This is a genomic window from Streptomyces sp. NPDC025784, from assembly GCF_055558435.1.
The window spans coordinates 252,452-272,060 of record NZ_JBVHMN010000005.1 but is presented as its reverse complement, the minus strand read 5'-3'; the positions used below and the strand labels follow the sequence as shown (position 1 = coordinate 272,060).

The window sequence follows — 19,609 nt, the reverse complement described above, 5'->3', positions numbered from 1 at the left end:
AGCGTGCCATGAACGGTCGATCCACACTCAACCGTCTCCTCCTGACCGTCAGCGGCCTGGTGCTGCTCGGTGGCGGCCTGCTGGTCCTGGCAGCCGGCCTCGACCTCTACCGTCGGCTTCACGTGGCGCCGCCCGCCGACTGGCCGTTGGCCGTGCCACACGACGTCCTGCTCAGCAGGGCCGACCGCACCCGCTGGAGCGACCAGGGCTGGTGGTGGCCCGCTGTCATCGCCGGCCTCGTCCTGACCGTCGTCCTGGCCCTCCTCTGGCTGCTCGCCCAACTGCGTCGCCACCGTCCCGATTCGGTGGACCTGGGCGGCACGCCACCACCCGACAACGTCGAACTGCGAGCCGGCGCCCTCGGCCAGGCGATCACCACCGAAACACGTGCTCTGACCGACGTCGGGCACGCGCAGGTCCACATCAGCGGACGACCGGCGCACCCGCGCCTCCGAGCGGCCCTCACACTGACCGAGCACGGCACACCCGCCTCCGTCCTGGAGGCGCTGTGTCAGGGCCCGGTCGCGCGCGCACGCGACTGCACCGGAGTGACCCACCTGCCTGTCCGAGCTCGTCTCGACGTCGGCAGCCACAAGGCGCGCCGCGTGCACTAGAGCGCGCCGCGTCCACTGGAGCCGGAGAGGCCGCGTCCACCAGGGCAAGAGAGGAGGCGCCACCGAGAGTTTCGGTGACGCCCCTGTGCCGATCGGCAGATGTGCCTTCGCGCACCCCTCGTTGTCGGGTTCAGGCAGTGGTCAACGCGGCTTGGCCGCGGTCGGCCTTCATCGGGCCTGCGGCGGTCGGACGGACGTCGAAGTCGAACATGGCGGTGGGTACGTAGAGCGAGCAGCAGGCGTTGGGGATGTCGACGATGCCGCTGATACGTCCCTCGATCGGGGAGGAGCCGAGCAGCAGGTACGCCTGCTCTCCGCTGTAGCCGAACTTCTTGAAGTACTCGACGGCGTTGAGGCAGGCCCGGCGGTAGGCCAGCGTCGCGTCGAGGTAGTAGTTCGTGTCCGTGTCGTGGTCGACGGAGATCCCGATGAACGTCATGAACTCCGTGTACCTCGGCTCGACGTTGCCCGGAATGAACACCGGGTTGGTGGAGATGCCGTACGTCTCCATGCCGCCCTTGATCAGGTCGACGTGGAAGTCGATGAAGCCGCCCATCTCGATGGCGCCGCAGAAGGTGATCTCTCCGTCGCCCTGGCTGAAGTGCAGGTCGCCTCCGGAGAGCTTGGCGTCCTTCACGTGCACGGGGTAGAAGACCCTCGATCCCCTCGTGAAGTTCTTGATGTCGTGGTTGCCTCCGTTCTCGCGGGCCGGCACCGTGCGCGCGCCTTCCGCGCCGATGCGCTGTGCGAGGTCTCCGGTGGCCGTGCCGGCGAGGGCGTTGGTGCTGTCCGGCGGTACGGCCAGGGGCGGGACACGGTTGGGGTCCGTGTCGATGAGTGCCTTCTCGCGGGCGTTCCAGCGGGCGAGCATCTCGGCGGACGGGGCGGTTCCGAACAACCCGGGGTGGGTGATTCCGGTGAAGCTGATCCCGGGAAGGTGGCGGGAGACGGCCTGCTGCCCGTGGAAGTCCCATATCGCCTTGTAGGCGTCCGGGAAGTAGTCAGTCAGGAAGCCTCCGCCGTTGGCCTTGGCGAAGATGCCGGTATAGCCCCAGCCCTGTCCTGCCGCGTCCCCGGTCTGCTGCGGCACGGGGCCGAGGTCGAGGATGTCGACGACGAGCAGGTCGCCGGGTTCGGCGCCCTCCACGCCTATCGGGCCGCTGAGCATGTGGGGGATGGTCAGGTCGATGTCGCGTACGTCGTTCGCGGTGTCGTTGTTGCCGACCTGGCAGTCGGTCCAGTCGCGGCACTCCATGCGGAACTCTGCGCCTGGCTTCACCATGGCGACGGTCGGGACGTCCGGGTGCCACCTGTTGTGGCCGGGCACATCCTGGTCACGCATCGACTTGGAATGGTCCACGCTGAAAAGAATTTCAGGCATGAGAACTCCTCATTCTTTTGATCCGGTCACGTCGGTGCGCCCACGCTTCCGGCCGGCGGGGCGGGCGAGGTGGCGCGGGGCGTCTTCCGGGTGAGAGGCCACAGGGCCGCGAACACGACCACGCCGAAGGCGCCCAGTGCGATGGCGGTCTCGTCGGGGTGCTTCCAGTAGCCGGAGAGCAGCAGGCCCGCCGGGATCACGCCGGTGACCCAGCCTTCGATCGCCGTGACCCAACCGGTATAGACCTTGAGGCTGTCCATCTTGAGACCGAGCAGCAAGAAGAACAGGAACCACAGGAAGGCCCAGTAGAGCCAGATGACCCCGAAGGGGTAGTCCTTGAAGAGCCGGAAACTGACGTACGAGTACCCCAGGGCGACAATCGCCACGAACAGCGAGTAGTAGCCGACACCGCTGCTGTCGAGACCGATGAGCAGGCCGATACCTACGTAGAGGTAGGTGAAGCCGAACAGGAAGATGCCGGATGCCGCCAGGATCTTCATGTTGTCGTTGTTCGCGGTGAAGATGAGGTAGGTCGGCGTCAGTACCTGCAGTGCGCCTACGAAGAGGTTGAACACTGCTCCCGACCGGGCATCCACCTTCCCGAGGAGCAGCAAACCGTTCATGAAGAGCACCGCACCGACAAAGAGCAGTCCCACGTTTCCCACGGGGACGCACCTCCTAGGTCCGCGTGGGCGGGGCGGAATCGCGTAGTTGTTGCGTTGCGGGCTGCTGATGAGCTGCCGCGTATGTGCCTCAGCTGTGAGCCCGCGTGAGGTGATTCCGCATTCTGCGCACCACTACGGGACGACGTCGTTTCGATGTCGTGCGAGACGTTCTGCCTTGTCCACCACCGCCCTCAGGGACGCGGCAACCGCGAGAGTGCGGGGTGAGGGCGCCGTGGCACTTTCGTGCGTGGCGGCACTTCGGAGACTACTGCCGGGGCCTCGCGCGCCTGCTCCTCCTGCACATGGAGGGCGGCGACCGTCTTCGAGGTCAGAGAGAGGCCGGGCGAGGAAAACACGCGTCTCGCGATGGCGGCGCAGACAGGGCAGCCGTAACCTTTGGGAGCCGTCCCGATCTCCAGCTTCACATCGAACGGCCCGCAACGGCTGCATAGATATTCGTAGGTGGCCATCAGCAGCCTCCGGGTTTCGGTGGACGCCAGCCAACCTTGGTGTGTTGCGGCGCGCCCTGACGGGCGTATGCCACAGCATGATTCCTAACTTCAAGGATTCGTCTCGCAATTCCGCGTGTCAAGTCCGGGAAGGTGTCCGCAAGCCTCTGATCGGCTTCCGGCCCTTGATCGGCTGTAGTGACTTCGCTCCGCTCAGTCGCCTGACGAGCTCTCACAAGCGACAACTGCTGGTGGGGCGGGGTCGTTGAGCCTGGCAGGTCGTTCCGGACAGCCCGGCCGCGTAGGCGCCCGGCGAGCAACGCCCCTCACCGGCCAAGCTGTCGAGCCGCTCGACCGAGCCGTCGGGCCGCGACCAAGACCGGCCGCCGCCGTTGCCGACCGTGCCCACGGAGATGCGCAGACTCCGGGCGACCCCACGGACGGGTGCGACAGCAGGGCCGGCACAGGCCGGCGCCATCCGTGCGCACAACGTCAGCTCTGCCGCCGGGTTCGGCTCTCCCTCAGGTGAGTTCGGCTCTGCGGACGCCGTCGCCCGATCGTCTGACGCAGGCCTCATCGAAATGACTGCATCCCTATCCATTGGCTCAACCGCCCGACGAGTGCGGGGATTGCGACACAGCCGTCGACTCAATTAAAATTGAAGATCATCGGTACCCGACCGGTTTCGCCGGAACAACGGAACCACCGATGGAGGACGACCATGGCAAAGATCCTTGCGGTGCTCTATCCCGACCCCGTGGACGGTTATCCTCCGGACTACGCCCGCGACGAAATTCCGGCCATCACCGGCTATCCGGGAGGTCAGGCGACGCCGACCCCACAAGGCCTGGATTTCACTCCGGGGCAGCTCCTCGGCAGCGTCTCGGGAGAACTGGGACTGCGACGCTTCCTGGAAGACCGAGGCGACACCTATGTCGTCACCAGTGACAAGGAACCACCGGACTCCACTTTGGACCGCGAGCTGCCCGACAGCGATGTGGTCATCTCGCAGCCCTTCTGGCCCGCCTATCTGACCGCCGAGCGGATCGCCTCCGCTCCCCGGCTCAAACTCGCGATCACCGCGGGGATCGGGTCGGACCACGTCGACCTGCCGAGCGCGATCGCCCACGGCATGACCGTGGCGGAGGTGACCTTCAGCAACAGCATCAGCGTGTCCGAACACGCCGTCATGCAGATCCTCATCCTGGTGCACAACTTCGTGCCCGCCCACGACTGGGTGACCGGCAAGAAGGGCTGGAACATCGCCGACAGCGTCTCGCGCGCCTACGACCTCGAAGGCATGGACGTCGGTGTCCTCGGCTCCGGCCGCATCGGCCAGGCGGTGTTGCGCCGCCTCAAGCCCTTCGAGGTGAACCTGCACTACTCCGACGTGCACCGGCTGCCTCGGGAGGTCGAGGAAGAACTCGGGCTGACCTGGCATCCTGACGCGCGTTCGCTGGCGGCCTCGGTCGACGTGCTGTCGATCCACGCGCCATTGCACCCGCAGACGCAGAACCTCTTCGACGAAGAGATGATCGGGGTCATGAGGCGCGGTTCGTACATCGTCAACACCGCACGCGCGCTCATCGTCGACCGGGACGCCGTGGTGGCGGCCCTCAACAGCGGTCAGCTGGCCGGCTACGCGGGCGACGTCTGGTACCCGCAGCCGCCACCGCCCGATCATCCTTGGCGCACCATGCCGTTCGAGGCGATGACTCCGCACGTATCCGGTTCGACGCTCTCCGCGCAGGCCCGGTACGCGGCCGGAACCCGCGAGATCCTGGAATGCTGGTTCGACGGGCGCCCCATCCGCCCGGAGTACCTCATCGTCGACGGCGGAGGGCTTGCCGGAACGGGAGCACGCTCCTACACGGTCGCCGGATAGCGGGTGCGAGTCGGTACGGCGCAGTCACCGCCGGGCGACGGCGACAGCTCGTCCCGCTCCTGACTGACGGCAATCCAACAATTCCGGCTGGTAGCAGTCGGCGGACAGTGGACAAGAAATCAACAGAAGATCCATTGGAAGATTCAGCCGAAGATCCATGCGTGGCGCAATGGGTCTTCGGCTGTGTCATGCCTGATGAGAGCCCATGCCTTTCGTGACCCGATTCACTCCGATTCTGCTGGCTAGGAGCGATCGGGACCTTTAGCGTGCTTAATGGACAGATTTTCCTATGCGGAGGCGCTGGCGCCGCGCATACTGTTTCGCACGTTGACCAAGGCGAATGCCGGGAAGGTGGATCAGTGAGCAGCATGGACGCCGTGTGGGTACGGGGCGTGAACGGCATTCAGATGCATCACGTGACCGATCTTCAGGATGCCGGCCGATTTTTGGGCAACGCAGCCATGGCACTGCGTGCCGCACACGTTCGGACCGGCGCCGACCGGTACTCCAGCATCGCCGCCGAGCTGAAGAGCCTGGTGGAGCGAGTGCGGGAGCTGGAGGACGAGGCGCGGTCGAGCATGCACGACCTGCACTCCAACGATCCCGAGCGGTTCGTCCGCTGCAGGGACGGTCACGAGCCGTGGCCCGGTGAGATCCCGGCGGGATTCATCCCGCGCCACACCTGCAAGGACGAGTGCCTGTACCACGACCGTGAGGTCCTCGAGGCCATCACGCAGTGCACCTGCGGCCGGCCGCCGTGCCAGGCATGTGAGATCGGCGGAAAGCTCTGACAGGCGGGAGCGGGGCCGGAGGGTGACTCCGGCCCTCTTCGGTTCCGTCCCATGAGGGGGCCGATCGCCCCGCCGCCAGGGTGCCGGTACCGAAGAGGTACCGGACGGGCAGTCCTGGTCGGATGGGGCGTCGACGCGGTACACGGCGGATCTTCAAGTGTCCGGACCTCATGGCCTTGAAGATCCGAACCTTCGGCCCGCCGGGGCAGGAGCACCGCCGGTCAGGGCGGTTCCGACGCCGTGATCACACCGGCCACCGCAAGATCGTCTCACCTGCCGGGGAGCCAGTTGGTGAGCCAGTCCGCCTGTTCTGCACGATCGGCGCCGCCATCGCCGTCCACCACGTAGGCCACGGCCTCCATGAAGGTCGAGCCCAGGGGCCACAGCCAGTTCGGCCCGACTGCGACGACGCGCCCGATTGTCGCGACGTACGACCTGAACCGGACCGACCACATACCCAGCGGGCTGTAGTTCTCCGTGTAGCGACGCCTCAGTGCACGTGGCTCGTCACTGCACATTGACCCCGTTGACGCCTGCATCGACATCGCCCAGGAATTTCCTCAGGGCCTCTTGTGGGGTTCTTCGCCCACACGGTCCACCACGGCGCGCTGGAGTACCGCGGTGGTCTGGATCACGCTGCCGGCCCTGCCGATCACCGTGTCCTCCTTTGTGACATCGCGGAAGCCGAGGAAGGCGTACGTGGACTTGTCGAAGATCCACTCCTGCCGGTCTTCGGCCTGACCGTCGAGGGTGATCGCGACACCGTGCCGGCCTACGGCGTCCACCGCGTCGGGGATCACCGTGGTGCCGGGGATCTGGGCGGCGACACGGTAGAGGAACGCCGTGGTCTGCGGGTCCACGGACTCCTGGAGCATTCCGCCGAGATACTCGAAGACCCACGGCATGCTCACGGTGGGGCGCGTGTTCCCCTTGGTGTTCTCCGCGTTGTCCATCTGCCTTCGCCAGTCGGCCTCGATCGCCCGAAGCGCCGCGGCCGGGTCGCGCGGAAGGGCTGCCAGGTCCTCGAAGGGGCTCTGCGTGTGCCCGGGGCCTCCGACGGTCCCCTCGCCGGGGCCGGGAAACTCGAAGCGCTCGGGGGCCGCGTCGCCGTACGCCTGGGCGCCGCCCTGGCTGCGCGACCACGGAATCCACTCCCGAAGAGTCTGCAACTTCGTGAGTTTTCCAGCGACCTTGGAGTACTGCTTGTGCACATGGCCGTGCTTGTCGGTCCACTTCGCCTGGAGGGGGTTGTCCCTCCCGGCGGACACGCTGCGGATGTACACGTACTGGTGGTGGCCGACCTCGACGGCCGGGTCGCGGGAGACCACGGCGGCGGCGTTCTCCAGGAGCATCGACGCCTTGGAGCGGGCCGGCTGCGCGGCGCCGGCGTGCCGGTCGTGGTGGTCGACGCCGGCGGTGAGCACCACGGCCGCGACGGCGGCCGCGGCAAGCGGAGCGACGATCTGCACCCAGCGCCTCCTTCGACGTTTCCGCGCCACCACGGCGTCCGCCTCGGGGCCGACCCCGGGTACTGACGTATGGATCTCGCTCATCAGGTGCTCCTTGAGGACGCGCAGGCGGTCATCGGGCAGATCCCGGGCACCTGGGACCGGCAGCAGCCGGGCCGCGTCCGCGCGCTCAGCGGACTCTGTTGCGTCGAAGCCGTCGTCGTGAGGCGTCTTGGCGTTCATCGGATCTGCTCCTGGATCGACCGGGCCGCGATCTCGCGGCCACCCTGTTGCTGTCCGGGACGGGACGCCGGTTCCGTCCTGTCGGAAGCGAGCTCTTCGTCGGTCAATTGCCGCAACCGGCGCCGGGCGCGGGAGAGGCGCGAGCGGATCGTGCCGATCGGCACGTCCAGTGCCTCGGCCGCCGCCGTGTAGTCGAGGCCGGCCCACACGCACAGCGCGAACACCTCCCGCTCGCTGCGCCGCAGCCGCCGCAGGGCCCGCTGCGCCGCGGCCAGTCGCCCTGCGTCCTCCATCCGCTCGACGACCTCGTCGGCGAAGTCCGGGGCGGCGTCGTGCGGCGGGACACGGCTGAGGGCGGCCTGGTAACGGCGAGCGGCCCGCGTGATGTTGCGCAGCACATTGGTGGCGATGCCCAGCAGCCACGGGAGCAGGCCGTCGCCTTCGGGCCGCACCGTCTCGCGCAGCCGCCAGGCCTCCAGGAAGGTCAGCGACACCACGTCCTCGGCCGTCGCCCAGTTCCCGGTGACCCGGACCGCGTACCGGTGCACCGTCCGAGCATGTTCGTCGAATATCGACCCGAAGGCGTCCGGATCACCGGAGCGCAGCCGGGCGCGCAGGGAAAGTTCCACATCTGATCCTGTCCGCGCGCGACACCGGGTTCCCCGAGATCTCCGTGACTCAGGTCACACCCGTGGGCTGTGCGAAATGCGGTGCAACTCCGCTCGCGAAGAGCGCAGTTGTGACCGGTGGGAACTTGGCAGGCCGAGGGCCCGCAGCTGACCGGCGAGGTCGGGCCGCTGCTGACGGGTCCTCAAGAGCGTGATGGTAACCCACCGGTTCTGGCGACATTCTGAGGAACAGGACGACAGGGGGACGGCCGCTGGACGTATTGACCTGAAGGGTTGTTGACGCGGGTGATCGGTGGGTGTCCGCCTCTCGCGTCCTCCTGCCGGCCGCTACGGGACGTGGTGTCGCGGGCGGTGTTCAGCGCACTCGGACACCAGCACGGAAGACCGCCTGGACGTTGCGCAGCGAAGCCGGGTCCACGGCGGGGTTGCCGCTCACCGCCAGGAGGTCGGCATCGGAGCCGATCGCGATCTGTCCCTTCCGGCCCTCGAGCCCACAGGCGTCGGCCGCGACGCTCGTCACGGAGGCAAGCGCGTCGAGGGGAGAGAACCCCAGATCAACCGCATCCGCAACGGCATACGGAAGCACGTCGTGCGGCTTGAAGGGGCCGATGCCGGCATCCGAGCCGAAGACAATCTTGGCGCCCAGCTTGTACAGGTCGCGGAAGGCGCCGAGGAGGACCTCGATCTGGGACAGCATGGCGGGATGGTTCGGCAGGGGGTGGCGCGGGTCGCGCCCCAGGGTCAGGCTGACGAAACTCTGGCTGTCGGCGACGGCCGCGAGCGAATCCGGCTCGGGCCTGCTCCCGGCGGCCGTCAAGAACGACACGTGCTCGAGAGTGTCGACGCCGGCCTCCACGGCTTCCATGATGGCCGTCACGCCGTGCGCGTGGGCCGCCACGCGCAGGCCCAGCCGGTGTGCTTCTTGTACCACCACGCGTAGGTCGTCGAGGCTGTACTGCGAGACGTGCGGTGCGGCCGATTCCGGGGTCATGTTCCCGCCGCTGGCCATGATCTTGACGACAGCGCACCCACGCGCGTGCCGCTCGCGTACCGCCTGACGAAGCGCTTCGGTGCCCTCGACCTCGCCGCCGAAGAAGTGACAGTGGCCGAGGGGTGTGGTGAGCGGAGGTCCGGCGGCCAGGATCTCGGGCCCGAGGTGGGGCTGCTGCCTGAATTCCTCGCCGAGAGCGACAGCCAGGTAGCTGCGGTCGCCGAGGTCTCTGACGGTCGTGATTCCGGCGCGCAATGCGGAGTGGGCGGCGGCCCTCATCTGTGTCAGCAGCTCGGCGTCGTCGGTCTCTCCGAGTGCGGAGACGGGGTCCGGGCCGGCGTTGAAGGCGAGGTGTACGTGGCTGTCTATGAGGCCAGGCAGAAGGCAGGAGTCCGGGCCGAGATCAACAACGGTGTCGGTCGACGGGGGTGGCGCGCCGGTGGTGTCCACATTCCTGATGACGCCGTCGGTGACGGTGACGGTGGTGGGTCCGGACATGTTGTGACCGTCGAACATCGACGCCGCACGTATCGTGCAGGAATCCACGTTGCTTGCTCCTCTTGGTGCACGTGTGCTTGAGGTGACCCGCGCACACGTTCCTTGCCTGCGATGCAGGTCCCATACGGAACCGACTTGATGCGACCCGGCCCGGTTTTCGGTGACCTGTCATGAATGTATGGGCGTCGACTGTCGTCCATGTGTACCGTCGACTGTCGTTCACGTGTATGCGCATGTGTATGTCGTCCGAGTCGCCCGGCAGCGTTGCATGCGGTGCCGTGTGCAGTGGCCCAACACCGGGACGGCGGTGACGGGTTGCATCGGCAGCCGGGCACGGCGAAGTGGGCGTGGGCCGGCAGGACTGAGGTAGCTGCGGGCCACATCGTGGCCGAGCTGGTCCATCAGCTCTTCGTCATCGAGCCGACCGGACGTGCCGAGGGCTTCGTGGTGCAGCTTGGTCGCGGGCAGCCGTGCACGGTCCGGCCGCCGGTGGGGTGGGCGTCAGAGCTCATCCACTGGAATCGGCATGTTCAGAGAGACCGTCTTGCCCCGTCCGTTGGGGGAGCTGTCCCACGGTTCGGCCAGTGCCTCCACGATGAGCAGGCCCCGGCCGTGTTCGGCTTCCGCGTTGGACTCCTCGGAGGAGGCGAGAGGTGAAGGGACCGGTGGGTTGCTGTCGGAGTCCCGTACTTCCAGCCGGACGTGATCCGCGTACGCTCGCAGGCGGACGTCAACGTCGCTGCCTGCGTGGATGAGGGCGTTGGTGACGATCTCGGAGATCACCAGCTGAAGGGGGTCTGTCAGCTCTGCCAGACCCCAGGACGACAGATGGTGGTCCACGAAAGTTCGTGCCGTCCTGACACCCTGCAGGTCGCGACGGTGGATGTGCAGGCTTCCCGTCCGCGACGTGTCGGCGGTACCGGCGCCCTCGTAGCGGGCGAGGAGCAGGACCGCGTCATCGCGACGTTCCTGGGTGGCGGAGCCTTCCGCGAGCATGCGGTCGGCCAGTCGTTGAAGATCGGAGTCGGCTTTTCCGTTGTCGGCGGCGAGCAGAGCCTGTGCGCGGATCTCCGGGTCGTCCGAATTCCAGTCGATCAGGCCGTTGGAGTACAGCATCAGGACGGAACCGGGCTCGACGGAGTGTTCGCGCCCTTGGTAGCCGTCCGGCGCGGAAACACCCAAGGGGAGGTTGGCCGGTGCGTCCAGGGCGCCGACGCTGCCGCCGGGCAGATGAACCAGCGGGGCGGGGTGACCCGCCAAAGCCACCTCTGCGGCACCGTCCACCGTGTCCAGAGCGACAACACAGCAGGTCACGATCAGATGCGTACCCAACTGCGCAAGCAGCCGGCCGGCACGGTCGAGTACCACCGCAGGGCGGTGACGTTCAGTCGCGTAGGCGGTCACCGCGGTGCGTACCTGACCCATGACGGCGGCGCTCTCCAGAGCATGACCTTCTACGTCTCCGACGACCAGCACGGTCCGTTCATCCGACAGCCTGATCACGTCGTACCAGTCACCCCCCACCTTGGACGTGGCCGTGGCCGGCCGGTAGCGGGCCGCGGTGGTCAGGCGTTCCGTCTCCGGCAGGGCCGATGGCAGGAGTCCCGTTTGGAGGTACTCGGCGATTTCACGCTGCTTTGCCCCCAGCTCGACTCGCTCCACTGCGGCTCCCAGCAGTCCGGCCATCATGCTCAGCACTGCCCTTTCCTCGGGCGGGAAGTCCCGAGGGCCGGGGAACTGCAGACAGCAGACGCCGATGACGTGGGTGCTCGGGCTGACCGGGATGCTGAAGAGCTCTTTGGTTCCTGGCAGAGGAAGGTAGGCCTCAGCCGCAACTGGTCCGTCGAACGCATCTGATCCGGCATCCGACGGCCGGCCTTGCGATAGGAACAGAGGGCGTCCGCGAAACGCTCTGGCTGCGAGAGCCGGGGTGTCCACGAGTTCGGCGAGCGCCCCGGCCAGCCTGGAGGCGATGCCTTCAAGCTCGGTGCGGTCACCCCCGTCGTAGGGGCGACGGGTCTCGAGGCGCAGGACCGTGATGGCGCCGAAGCGGGCACTGCCGGCCGTAGCAGGGGCCGACAGGGCGGCATACGGGTAGGGCAGCACGTACTCCTGGTCTGCATCGTCAGAATCAGGATCGCCGGGCTCCGGAGCTCCCAAGTTCTCGGCCGCCTTTCCCGAGACGACCGCACGCGTAGAGGCAGCTGAAGTATCCATACATATGCGCCCCGGAACGGTGAACAGGGACGGGGGGCTGCCGGCGACCATCGCGAGGGTGAGTTCGTTGCGCTCCTTGTCCAGGAAGTAGATCGCGGCTGCCACAGCCTCCAGCCGCGCCAAGGCTTCCCGGACCGCGGCGTGCAGCAATTCCGCCAAGCTCGTGTCAGGGCCTGCGCCAGCTGCTGATGGTCGGCTCTCGGCTGAACTGATGCGGGTCACGGAACGGCTCCCTCCGGCATGAGGAGCGGTACAGCCGGTGACGATCTGAGGCGAATTGGGTGATATGTAATTATCCGATAGTGGATCGCCGGGCGCGAGGGCTGTGCAGGTCCACGGTTCGGCGTCGACGGGGCTCTCGGGGGTCACGTGCCGGCTGCCGGCTCAGGCGGACTTGCCGGTGATCGACGGCCCGGTCGACGGGGTGGTCCGTGTTCGTCTCGCGAAGCCGTTGCAGACTTCAAATACGAGCATATACTCCTAACTGGGAACGCGGACCTCGAACCGCATGTCTTGGCACGCCACCGCGTAAAGAGCCGAGGTCCCGGTCGGTGCTCGTCGGATACGAGGCAGCGGTACTTTCGGCCGCTTCGCTCCACAACCTGCTGGGCTCCATGGGATCAGGAACGGGTCGGCAGCGGGTCCGTCCGGACGAGGTCGGTCATTCGACGTTCCCCTGCCAGGAGGGCGGGATCACATGCGTTCACGCCTTTCCTCCGTTGTCTCACAAGGAGATTGATCAGTGGGCTCCAGCAAGCTTGTTCTCATCGCCAACGCCGGCGGTGTGGGTAGTACCGTTCTTGAGCAGTTGCGGTCGGATGATGTGCCGGTGCGCGTGATGGTGCGCCGGGACGGTGATCGAGCGACTGAGCTGCGCGAGTTGGGGGCGGAGGTCGTCGTGGGCGACCTGACCCGGCCGGAGAGTGTTGCGGCGGCGCTGGAAGGCGTCGACAGGATGTACTTCGCGATGCCCGTGTCACAGGACCACCTGCTGGCCACGACTGTGGTGGCCAGCGTGGCGAAGGAGCACGGCGAGCTGGACGCCCTGGTGGCTTTGTCACAGATGACTGTGTCGCAGATGACGGTGACCAGCACTGAGGAGTCGCACCAGCAGCGGCTGCACTGGCTGGCAGAGCAGGTGCTGAACTGGTCGGGGCTGCCCGTGGTGCATGTCCGCCCGACCTCGTTCCTGGACAATCCGCTCTTCACCTCGATCGCGGCACGGTCGATCCGCGAGAACGGCACGATCGCTCTGCCGTTCGGCAGCGGACGTACCTCGCCCGTCGCCGTTCACGACGTTGCCCGAGTGGTTGCGACCGTCCTCGCCGCACCGGCACCGCACATCGGGAAGGTGTACGAGCTGACGGGGCCGCGCTCCGTCGACATGACAGAGATGGCCGAGATCTTCACGCGAGCACTGGGGCGCCCCGTCTCGTACGTGGACGTGTCATTGGAGAAGTGGCGAGCCGAGGGGCTCTCCAAGCTCGGCCTGCCGGCACACATCGAAGAGCACGTTCTCACGATGGGGCGACTGCACCAGGAAAACCGCTACGACCGCATCTCTGGCGACGTCGAGCGTGTGACCGGCGTGCCTGCTCAGACCATTGAGGCGTATGTGGCCGCCCGACGCGATTTCTACCTGGGCTGAGTGCCGGCACCCGCGACGATGTGCACCGGACACGCCACGGCCACCATCTGCTTTCAGCCGCACAGCGGGCCTGGAGCGTGAGGTTCGTCCCGGTCCTGCCCGCCGGGTTCCCGGCGGGCAGGACGTCCGAAGTCGGGGCTTTCGAGATCGGGGCGGAAGCCGGCGATCTGTCGGAACTTCGCTGACGGGCTTTGGCTGTCGGAACGAGCTCAAGAGCTCATCTCGGATCGCGCCACGAGAGCCCGATGGTGTGGGCCACGCTCTCTACCGAGGAGAACAAGACGCAGCACCTGCGCGATACCGGGCCAGGAACTCCGTCAGCGTCGACAGCATTGCCCGCGGAGCCTGCTCCGCCGCCCGGTGGGCGGCGCCAGGGATGATCGCCGGCCGTGACCGACAAGGCTCCTCGGCAGACGAGTTGAGACGTGAGATCTCTCGCTCGACTGTCCGGGAGCCTTGTTCGTCATGCGCCCTCGTCCGTCGTCCGACCAGTGGCCGACTCGAAGAAGCTCAGTCTGACCTGAAGGCCTCGCCTGACGGCGATCCGTTCCCCGCCCGATGCCCGGAGGACAAGCCCCGGGCGCGGCGTTCGTTCACCCGCGGACTGGCTCCTGCACGGAGGCGCCGACCGGTGCCTGGAGGTGCGTGGCGGCGTCTCGCCGCGCGAGCGCGGCCTGAACCACGATGCTGATCGCGGCCAATGCGATCACCACACCCGCATACGACTCGAAGGTGCGGATGAGTCCCCATCGCGGCGCGAGCTGACCAGCGATGATGACCGGGATCCCGAAGGACAGATACGCCACGGTGTAGATGCCGGCGAAGACTCCTGCACGCTCCTGCGGCTGGACGTGCGGGGCGATCAGGCGCACATTGCCGCCGAAGGCCCCGCCGAAGCCGAAGCCTCCGACGACGGCGCCGATCCAGAGGATCGGGAGCCAGGTGCCCGTGACTCCGACGAGCACCACGACCATTCCGGCGAGCACCAGGCTCACGCCGGTCAGCGTGCTCCGGCGTGGGGCATGGCGACCGAACAGGAAGCCTGAGAGCGCGGCGGTGAACGGGCCGAGGAAGGCCGTGAAACCGGTGACCAGTCCGCCGTGGAGCCCGAAGTGGAGCCGGAGCACGGCCGGCGAGAGGCCGAGGAAGAACGCCGGGAACATCCAGCCCGCGATGTGGACCGGGATCCCTCCGAAGAACTCGCGGCGAATGTGGGACGGCAGGCTGATGCGCGGTATGAGCGAGCGGCCGACGCCCGGCCGCTTGGTGGCCGTCTCGCTGGTGAAGCTCACGAAGCCGATTGCGAGAAGCATGATCCCGGCGAGAATGCCGAAGACGAGCGTGTTCGCGAACCGGGTGAACTGGACAGCCACTCCGGTCAGCAGTGCGCCGACGCCGAGGCCTCCAGCCACGGACGCGGCCGCGAGGCCTCCGGCGAGCTTCTTTCGGTGAGCGGGGGCGTGCTCGACGATGGCCGCACTGAAGGCGCTGGTGGCGAGGCCCGTGGCCAGCCCTTGGACGAGACGGGCGACGATGACCCAGGTGATGTCCGGCGCTACCAGGAAGACGATCATCGACGCGAGTTCTCCGTAGAGCGCGGCGAGCAGGACGGGGCGTCGGCCGACGTGGTCGGACAGGGAGCCTCCGATCAAGAGCGCTGCGAGCAGGCCGATGGCGTACACGGAGAAGGCGAACGTCAGCGTGCCGGCTGAGAAGCCCCACTCCTGCTGACGAAGGGAGAGGAGGGGGGTCGGGGCGCCGGCGGCGAGGAAAAACGCCGCGAAGACGGCGGTGACTCCGGCGAACGCTGTGGTGGGCGAGAGTGTGCGTGACATCAAGTCTTCCTTTAGACAGATCCGTCTAACCGGCTGGCAGTTTAGACAGGTCTGTTCAAAGAATGCCAACCTCATTTAGACAGATCGGTCTGATACGCTCGAAGGGTGACCGCGAAGCGCACGCCCGCCCGACAGCGGCTCCTCGAAACCGCCGACCGGCTCTTCTATGCCGAGGGCGTTCACACGGTCGGCATCGACCGGGTGATCGAGGAAGCCGGGGTGGCCAAGGGCTCGCTCTTCTACAACTTCTCGAACAAGGACGGCCTGGTGGCCGCGTACCTCGCCGGTCGCGACGAGAGTCGCCGGAAGCGGGTGGCGCGACACCTGGAAGGGCTTGGCGATCCGGTCGGGAAGATTCTCGCGGTGTTCGACGCACTGCAGGACGTGGTCAGTGCACCCGGATACAACGGCTGCCCGTTCGCGAACGCGAACGCCGAGGCGGCCCCCGGCAGCGTAGAGGCCCAGGCGCTGCGCACCTTCCGGGACTGGCTCGCCGACATGTTCCGTGCGCTCGCCGAGGAAGCCGGGTTCGTCGACCCCGCCGACACGGCGGACCGGCTGCGACTGCTGTACGACGGTGCAGTTGCCAACGCGCAGCACGACGCACACCCAGGGGCGGTCGGGCTCGCGAAGGAGCTCGCCGCGATGGTGCTTCAGGCTTCGCCGCGAAACGTGCTGCAAGCGAAGGGTTGAGCTGGGCCCCTTGCCTCGCAACCCTCATCGGGGAGGGGCGATTCAATTGCCGAGTGGCCTGGTCGCGCGCATCTGCAGACCTGCGCGAGGGCTGTGCGGGAGCCGCTCCAGTGCTTCATCCAGCCTGCCTCGAGGGCCGTTTCCTCACGGCCGACCGCATCGTCGGCCCGCTGCCTCTGTGCCGCAGAAGCCTCACTGTCCGCCGAGTCGAAGCGCGGCGATCACGTACAGGCTCGCGGACGTCGTCACGAGCAAGAAGGCGAGAACCGTATGGACCGTGAGCCCTTGCTCGGGAGCGAGGCCCAGATACGTCCGGGCCGCACGGCTCACTCGGGGTCCGGGGGCACCGGGCCGGGAGTGGGCGTCAGCCTTCTCGACCGCTCGGCGAAGCTTCCGCCGGCTTCTCTCGGTCGTGATGCCCAGGCGAACACCGTGGCTGTCACGCACCACGAGGGTGCGGTACGCCCTGCCGTAGGAAAAGGTCGTCAGCAGTCGGACACTGGCGATCCGGTTCAGGTCGACGGACCGTTCGCCGGTCAGGGTGCGCGCGGTCAGACGTGACGACGTGTGCCTGAACGGGGCTTGTTCCTCGCACAGGGTGGGAAGCATGACGAAGCCGCCGATCCCGGCCAACAGGCCGAGCACGATCGGTGTGCCTTCAGGCGCTGCCCCGATCCGGGCGAGTCCGTAGCTGCCCAAGGGCAGCAGAAGGAGCGCGACCGCCAGAGCCGATCCCATTCGCGCACGCGCCACGCTGCGGGTCGTGCTTGCTTCCACTGAACCCCCCTGTTTCTGTCGGCCTGCACCAGCATGCAGGTGCAGGAGATCAGTGTCGGGCAAACGTGGAATCGATGGGTCGTCGCGCGGTCCCGGCCCTGCGCCGCGCCGGGGCGAGGTCCCGGCGCGGCCGGTGTGGCGTCAGATGTTGGCGTAGCCGGGGATGCCGGCCTTGATGCGCTCCATTTCGCGTTCGTCGGAGACGCACTGGAAGTCGTGGCGCGGTGTGTAGCGGGCCTTGCCGGCCTTCACCACGTCGTGGAGCGCCTCCAGCGTCTCCTCCAGCGGCGTCTCGTTGTCGAGGCGGTGGATCATGTAGACGTCGACGTGTCGGTGCCCAGGCGGCCCAGGCTGTTGTCGATCTCAGCCATGATCGCCTTGCGGGACAGGCCGCCGCCGTTGGGGCTGCCGGGGCGCATGGAGTGACGGATCTTGGTGGTGATGACGACGTCGTCACGGTTCGCGAAATCCTTCAGAGCGCGTCCGAGGATCTCCTCGCCCGAGCCGTCATCAGCGACTCCTGGCCCCCGTGACCGCCGCCGTCCGACAACTCCTCGAGGCCTGCGAACAGGCCGGTGAGGTACGCCCCGGCATCGACCCGGTCGACGCCATCATGCTCATGAGCTGCCTGTGGCGTACGCCGAACAGTCCGGAGGGCATCGCCCAGGCCGGCCGCCTGATGGAACTGGCGATCGACGGCTTCCGGCCGTAGCGCGCCGCACGCCGATCGCGGTCCTGTTCCATCGGGTGCGTCCACGGTGAGCCGAGGACCGAGGTCCTCAGTGACCGAGGGCGTGGCGGGTGCGGGTCGTCCTCTTCTCGGACGGCCGGGACAGGAACGCTGTCACTGGGGAAACCGCTCCGGGCGGAAGTCCGCGAGCAACCCGTCCCTCTTCCCGGTGAGGATCTCCGAAGCGAGCAGTCGACCGATCACCGGCCCGAGCGTGATGCCGCTGTGGGAGACCGCCTCGTAGTAGCCCGGCACGGACGGCACCGCTCCCACCGAGGGGAATCCGTCGGCTGGAATGGGTCGGTGGGCCACCCGTGTCTGCGCGATGCGGGAGTTGCCGAGTTCGGGAATGACGCGCCGCGCCGATTCGTGGAGCAGCCGCGCAAGTTCCGTCGGCTCTTCACCTGTGTCGATGAGTGCGTCGATTTCACGGCTGTGGAGGACCATGGACGCATCTCCGTCAGGACGGATCTCGATGTGCGGCGCGTGCATGGCCCGGTGAACCGGGACCTGAGCACAGCCGATACGGGTGACGACGCCGGGTTCCCGGCGCATCGGCAGGTGCCGTGTGATGAGCCCGGCGACCCGGGAGGCGCTGGGTCCTGCTGAGTTCACGACGGCGTCGACGTCGAGACGGCTCCCGTCCGACAGAGTCACTGTCCGGACGCCCCCGTCAGTGGCGATGCCGATGTCACGGACCGCGGTGCCGAACCGGCGTTCGGCACCGGACTCGACGGCTCGGTCGACCAGGCGGCCGACGAGATGGCGGCCGTGCACCCACGCTTCGTCGGGGTAGAACAGCACCGGAGTCCTGCCGGGCACGGTGAGAGCAGGTTCGAGGCGACGGCGCACCTCGTCTCCCGTGTGCACCTCGACCCTGTAGTCCCAACTGGCCAGCAGCTCGGCTGTTTCCAGGAACTTCGCCTCAGCCGCGGGATCGCCGGCCCAGCGCAGATGGCCGCCGGGATGCCACCACGAGTCCGGCCCGATGGTCTCCGCAAGCTCACGGTGAGCCGCCATGCCCGCGACGTTCAGATCGAAGTAGGACCTGCGCACGGTCTTGTTGCTGGCGTTGACCCATGAGAAGGACCAGTTGGTGACCCCTTCGCCCGGCAGGCCCGCGTCGACGAAGACCACATCGGCCCCGTGCCGCGACAAGTTCCAGCCCACACAGGCTCCGAGGACGCCCACTCCGATGACGGCAACACGCAGAGGCCGCTGCTCGGACCCGACGTTCATGATCGCCCCCGGTCACTGATCACCGTCGATGCTCTCGGACCCCGGCACCCACTGCCAAGCAGAGTACGCCGACGACGATGGAGACGGCACTGGGACTCCGTCGGGTGGAGCCGGCAACTCTCGTCCGCCGAGGCCGAGATGGACGCCTCCGGCCCCTCTCCGGTTCACCGAACTCGGCGGTACCCGGCCCTCGTGGCCGACGAGGGCCGACGCATCCGGACGCTGCGAAGAACGGGACTCGCGGATTCCCCCTCCACCGCGAGCCCCGTTCCGCACTCCCGGCTCGATCACCTGAGAGTTCCCGGCGGCCCGTCGCCTCGGCCCGGCGGCGCGCCGCACTCAGCATTGAGTGCTGAGTCCTCAGCGCTGATAGATGGTGTGCACGCCCCTGGCCATCCTCGTGCAGTGACCTCCGTTGCCGAGGCCCTCGCGCACCCAGATCGTCCGTACACTCGACGCGAAGGTGTAGCCGCCACCGGGACCGATGGACTTCCCGTTCTTGCTGCTCGTGTACACCCACTCGTCGCGAGTGCCGCCGTCGGCGTACTTGGCGTGGATCTGCACGCAGGCCGCCTTGTGGTCGTACTTGGTGTCGTACAGCGTTCCGTCCACCATGATCCGGCCGTTGTCGAGGGCACCCCTGTGGCCGTGCGCCCACGCTCCCGCGATGTCCGACGCGTGGTGCGAGGCGGTCCACGCCTTGAACGGCCCGCTGAGCGGAGCGGCGTGCGGATTCATGCCGGCCGTCGAGGCGCTCGCTGAGGGCGCGACGGCCAGGCCGGCGCCGAGCGCAGCGGCGGCTGCGGCAAGGACGACTCGCTTTCGTGCGGTGCTGCTTCGTGCGTACATGTTGGTGCCTACCTCCCCGTGTCGGCA

The 19,609-nt window shown here is 67.5% G+C and carries 18 protein-coding genes and 1 pseudogene; 6 read left to right on the top strand and 13 right to left on the bottom strand.

Features of this window, described 5'->3' with window-relative positions; all coding sequences use genetic code 11:
- The first annotated feature begins 8 nt into the window (after positions 1 to 8).
- Entirely contained in the window at positions 9 to 614 is a 606-nt protein-coding gene (locus tag ACZ4IF_RS14690) for an alkaline shock response membrane anchor protein AmaP (RefSeq protein ID WP_467562777.1), read from the top strand.
- A gap of 130 nt (positions 615 to 744) precedes the next feature.
- On the opposite strand, the gene fmdA is transcribed toward ACZ4IF_RS14690, so the two are convergent.
- From fmdA to ACZ4IF_RS14675, 3 genes are all read right to left on the bottom strand, one after another.
- On the bottom strand, positions 745 to 1,995 hold the full coding sequence (gene fmdA / locus ACZ4IF_RS14685) for a formamidase (protein ID WP_467562775.1): 1,251 nt from the start codon (positions 1,993 to 1,995) through the stop codon (positions 745 to 747).
- Between the two features lie 26 nt (positions 1,996 to 2,021).
- Positions 2,022 to 2,660, bottom strand: coding sequence for an AmiS/UreI family transporter (locus tag ACZ4IF_RS14680; protein WP_467562773.1), 639 nt, complete (start codon positions 2,658 to 2,660; stop codon positions 2,022 to 2,024).
- A 191-nt stretch (positions 2,661 to 2,851) separates the two neighbouring features.
- A complete protein-coding gene (locus ACZ4IF_RS14675) occupies positions 2,852 to 3,130 on the bottom strand; it encodes an FmdB family zinc ribbon protein (RefSeq protein WP_467562771.1) in 279 nt (92 codons plus the stop codon).
- A 700-nt stretch (positions 3,131 to 3,830) separates the two neighbouring features.
- Here ACZ4IF_RS14675 and ACZ4IF_RS14670 point away from each other — a divergent pair.
- A complete protein-coding gene (locus ACZ4IF_RS14670) occupies positions 3,831 to 4,994 on the top strand; it encodes an NAD-dependent formate dehydrogenase (RefSeq protein ID WP_467562769.1) in 1,164 nt (387 codons plus the stop codon).
- Positions 4,995 to 5,362: 368 nt separating this feature from the next.
- Positions 5,363 to 5,785: a hypothetical protein gene (locus ACZ4IF_RS14665; protein ID WP_359497702.1), complete on the top strand. Its 423-nt coding sequence runs from the start codon at positions 5,363 to 5,365 to the stop codon at positions 5,783 to 5,785.
- A 269-nt stretch (positions 5,786 to 6,054) separates the two neighbouring features.
- Here the strand turns inward: ACZ4IF_RS14665 and ACZ4IF_RS14660 are convergent, their stop codons facing one another.
- The 5 genes from ACZ4IF_RS14660 to ACZ4IF_RS14640 all read right to left on the bottom strand — a co-directional run bounded on the left by ACZ4IF_RS14660 (position 6,055) and on the right by ACZ4IF_RS14640 (position 12,033).
- Positions 6,055 to 6,330 (bottom strand): hypothetical protein, encoded by a 276-nt coding sequence (locus tag ACZ4IF_RS14660; RefSeq protein WP_467562767.1) that lies wholly within the window; start codon positions 6,328 to 6,330, stop codon positions 6,055 to 6,057.
- Positions 6,331 to 6,345: 15 nt separating this feature from the next.
- Positions 6,346 to 7,476, bottom strand: a complete 1,131-nt coding sequence (locus ACZ4IF_RS14655; RefSeq protein ID WP_467562765.1) for a CU044_5270 family protein — start codon at positions 7,474 to 7,476, stop codon at positions 6,346 to 6,348.
- Positions 7,473 to 8,105, bottom strand: a complete 633-nt coding sequence (locus ACZ4IF_RS14650; RefSeq protein WP_467562763.1) for an RNA polymerase sigma factor — start codon at positions 8,103 to 8,105, stop codon at positions 7,473 to 7,475. Before ACZ4IF_RS14650 ends, ACZ4IF_RS14655 begins: the two co-directional genes overlap by 4 nt.
- A gap of 355 nt (positions 8,106 to 8,460) precedes the next feature.
- The gene (locus ACZ4IF_RS14645) at positions 8,461 to 9,642 is read right to left on the bottom strand and encodes an amidohydrolase family protein (RefSeq protein WP_467562761.1); all 1,182 of its coding nucleotides are present in this window, start codon (positions 9,640 to 9,642) and stop codon (positions 8,461 to 8,463) included.
- Positions 9,643 to 10,095: 453 nt separating this feature from the next.
- A complete protein-coding gene (locus ACZ4IF_RS14640; RefSeq protein WP_467562759.1) occupies positions 10,096 to 12,033 on the bottom strand; it encodes an ATP-binding SpoIIE family protein phosphatase in 1,938 nt (645 codons plus the stop codon).
- A gap of 520 nt (positions 12,034 to 12,553) precedes the next feature.
- Here ACZ4IF_RS14640 and ACZ4IF_RS14635 point away from each other — a divergent pair.
- On the top strand, positions 12,554 to 13,459 hold the full coding sequence (locus ACZ4IF_RS14635; protein ID WP_467562757.1) for an NmrA family NAD(P)-binding protein: 906 nt from the start codon (positions 12,554 to 12,556) through the stop codon (positions 13,457 to 13,459).
- Between the two features lie 593 nt (positions 13,460 to 14,052).
- Here ACZ4IF_RS14635 and ACZ4IF_RS14630 read toward each other — a convergent pair.
- Positions 14,053 to 15,363, bottom strand: coding sequence for an MFS transporter (locus ACZ4IF_RS14630; RefSeq protein WP_467562755.1), 1,311 nt, complete (start codon positions 15,361 to 15,363; stop codon positions 14,053 to 14,055).
- Positions 15,364 to 15,399: 36 nt separating this feature from the next.
- Here ACZ4IF_RS14630 and ACZ4IF_RS14625 point away from each other — a divergent pair, with 36 nt between their 5' ends.
- Entirely contained in the window at positions 15,400 to 15,987 is a 588-nt protein-coding gene (locus ACZ4IF_RS14625) for a TetR/AcrR family transcriptional regulator (RefSeq protein ID WP_467562753.1), read from the top strand.
- Positions 15,988 to 16,179: 192 nt separating this feature from the next.
- Here ACZ4IF_RS14625 and ACZ4IF_RS14620 read toward each other — a convergent pair whose 3' ends face one another.
- Complete coding sequence (locus ACZ4IF_RS14620) at positions 16,180 to 16,725, bottom strand: hypothetical protein (protein ID WP_467562751.1); 546 nt, start codon at positions 16,723 to 16,725, stop codon at positions 16,180 to 16,182.
- 267 nt (positions 16,726 to 16,992) lie between these two features.
- Positions 16,993 to 17,273, bottom strand: a pseudogene (locus tag ACZ4IF_RS14615) (aldo/keto reductase); the annotation flags it as partial.
- Positions 17,274 to 17,293: 20 nt separating this feature from the next.
- Here ACZ4IF_RS14615 and ACZ4IF_RS14610 point away from each other — a divergent pair.
- Positions 17,294 to 17,476, top strand: coding sequence for an SbtR family transcriptional regulator (locus tag ACZ4IF_RS14610; RefSeq protein WP_467562749.1), 183 nt, complete (start codon positions 17,294 to 17,296; stop codon positions 17,474 to 17,476).
- A 132-nt stretch (positions 17,477 to 17,608) separates the two neighbouring features.
- On the opposite strand, the gene ACZ4IF_RS14605 is transcribed toward ACZ4IF_RS14610, so the two are convergent.
- Both ACZ4IF_RS14605 and ACZ4IF_RS14600 read right to left on the bottom strand, forming a co-directional pair.
- Positions 17,609 to 18,733, bottom strand: a complete 1,125-nt coding sequence (locus tag ACZ4IF_RS14605; RefSeq protein WP_467562747.1) for an NAD(P)/FAD-dependent oxidoreductase — start codon at positions 18,731 to 18,733, stop codon at positions 17,609 to 17,611.
- Between the two features lie 360 nt (positions 18,734 to 19,093).
- Entirely contained in the window at positions 19,094 to 19,582 is a 489-nt protein-coding gene (locus ACZ4IF_RS14600; protein WP_467562745.1) for a hypothetical protein, read from the bottom strand.
- Positions 19,583 to 19,609 lie beyond the last annotated feature (27 nt).

What these genes read in the sequence shown, in the direction of transcription:
- ACZ4IF_RS14690 (WP_467562777.1), top strand. Translation starts at nt 9, where the DNA reads ATGAACGGTCGATCCACACTCAACCGTCTCCTCCTGACCGTCAGCGGC.
- fmdA (WP_467562775.1), bottom strand. Translation starts at nt 1,995, where the DNA reads ATGCCTGAAATTCTTTTCAGCGTGGACCATTCCAAGTCGATGCGTGAC.
- ACZ4IF_RS14675 (WP_467562771.1), bottom strand. Translation starts at nt 3,130, where the DNA reads ATGGCCACCTACGAATATCTATGCAGCCGTTGCGGGCCGTTCGATGTG.
- ACZ4IF_RS14670 (WP_467562769.1), top strand. Translation starts at nt 3,831, where the DNA reads ATGGCAAAGATCCTTGCGGTGCTCTATCCCGACCCCGTGGACGGTTAT.
- ACZ4IF_RS14665 (WP_359497702.1), top strand. Translation starts at nt 5,363, where the DNA reads ATGGACGCCGTGTGGGTACGGGGCGTGAACGGCATTCAGATGCATCAC.
- ACZ4IF_RS14660 (WP_467562767.1), bottom strand. Translation starts at nt 6,330, where the DNA reads ATGTCGATGCAGGCGTCAACGGGGTCAATGTGCAGTGACGAGCCACGT.
- ACZ4IF_RS14655 (WP_467562765.1), bottom strand. Translation starts at nt 7,476, where the DNA reads ATGAACGCCAAGACGCCTCACGACGACGGCTTCGACGCAACAGAGTCC.
- ACZ4IF_RS14620 (WP_467562751.1), bottom strand. Translation starts at nt 16,725, where the DNA reads ATGGGATCGGCTCTGGCGGTCGCGCTCCTTCTGCTGCCCTTGGGCAGC.
- ACZ4IF_RS14605 (WP_467562747.1), bottom strand. Translation starts at nt 18,733, where the DNA reads ATGAACGTCGGGTCCGAGCAGCGGCCTCTGCGTGTTGCCGTCATCGGA.
- ACZ4IF_RS14600 (WP_467562745.1), bottom strand. Translation starts at nt 19,582, where the DNA reads ATGTACGCACGAAGCAGCACCGCACGAAAGCGAGTCGTCCTTGCCGCA.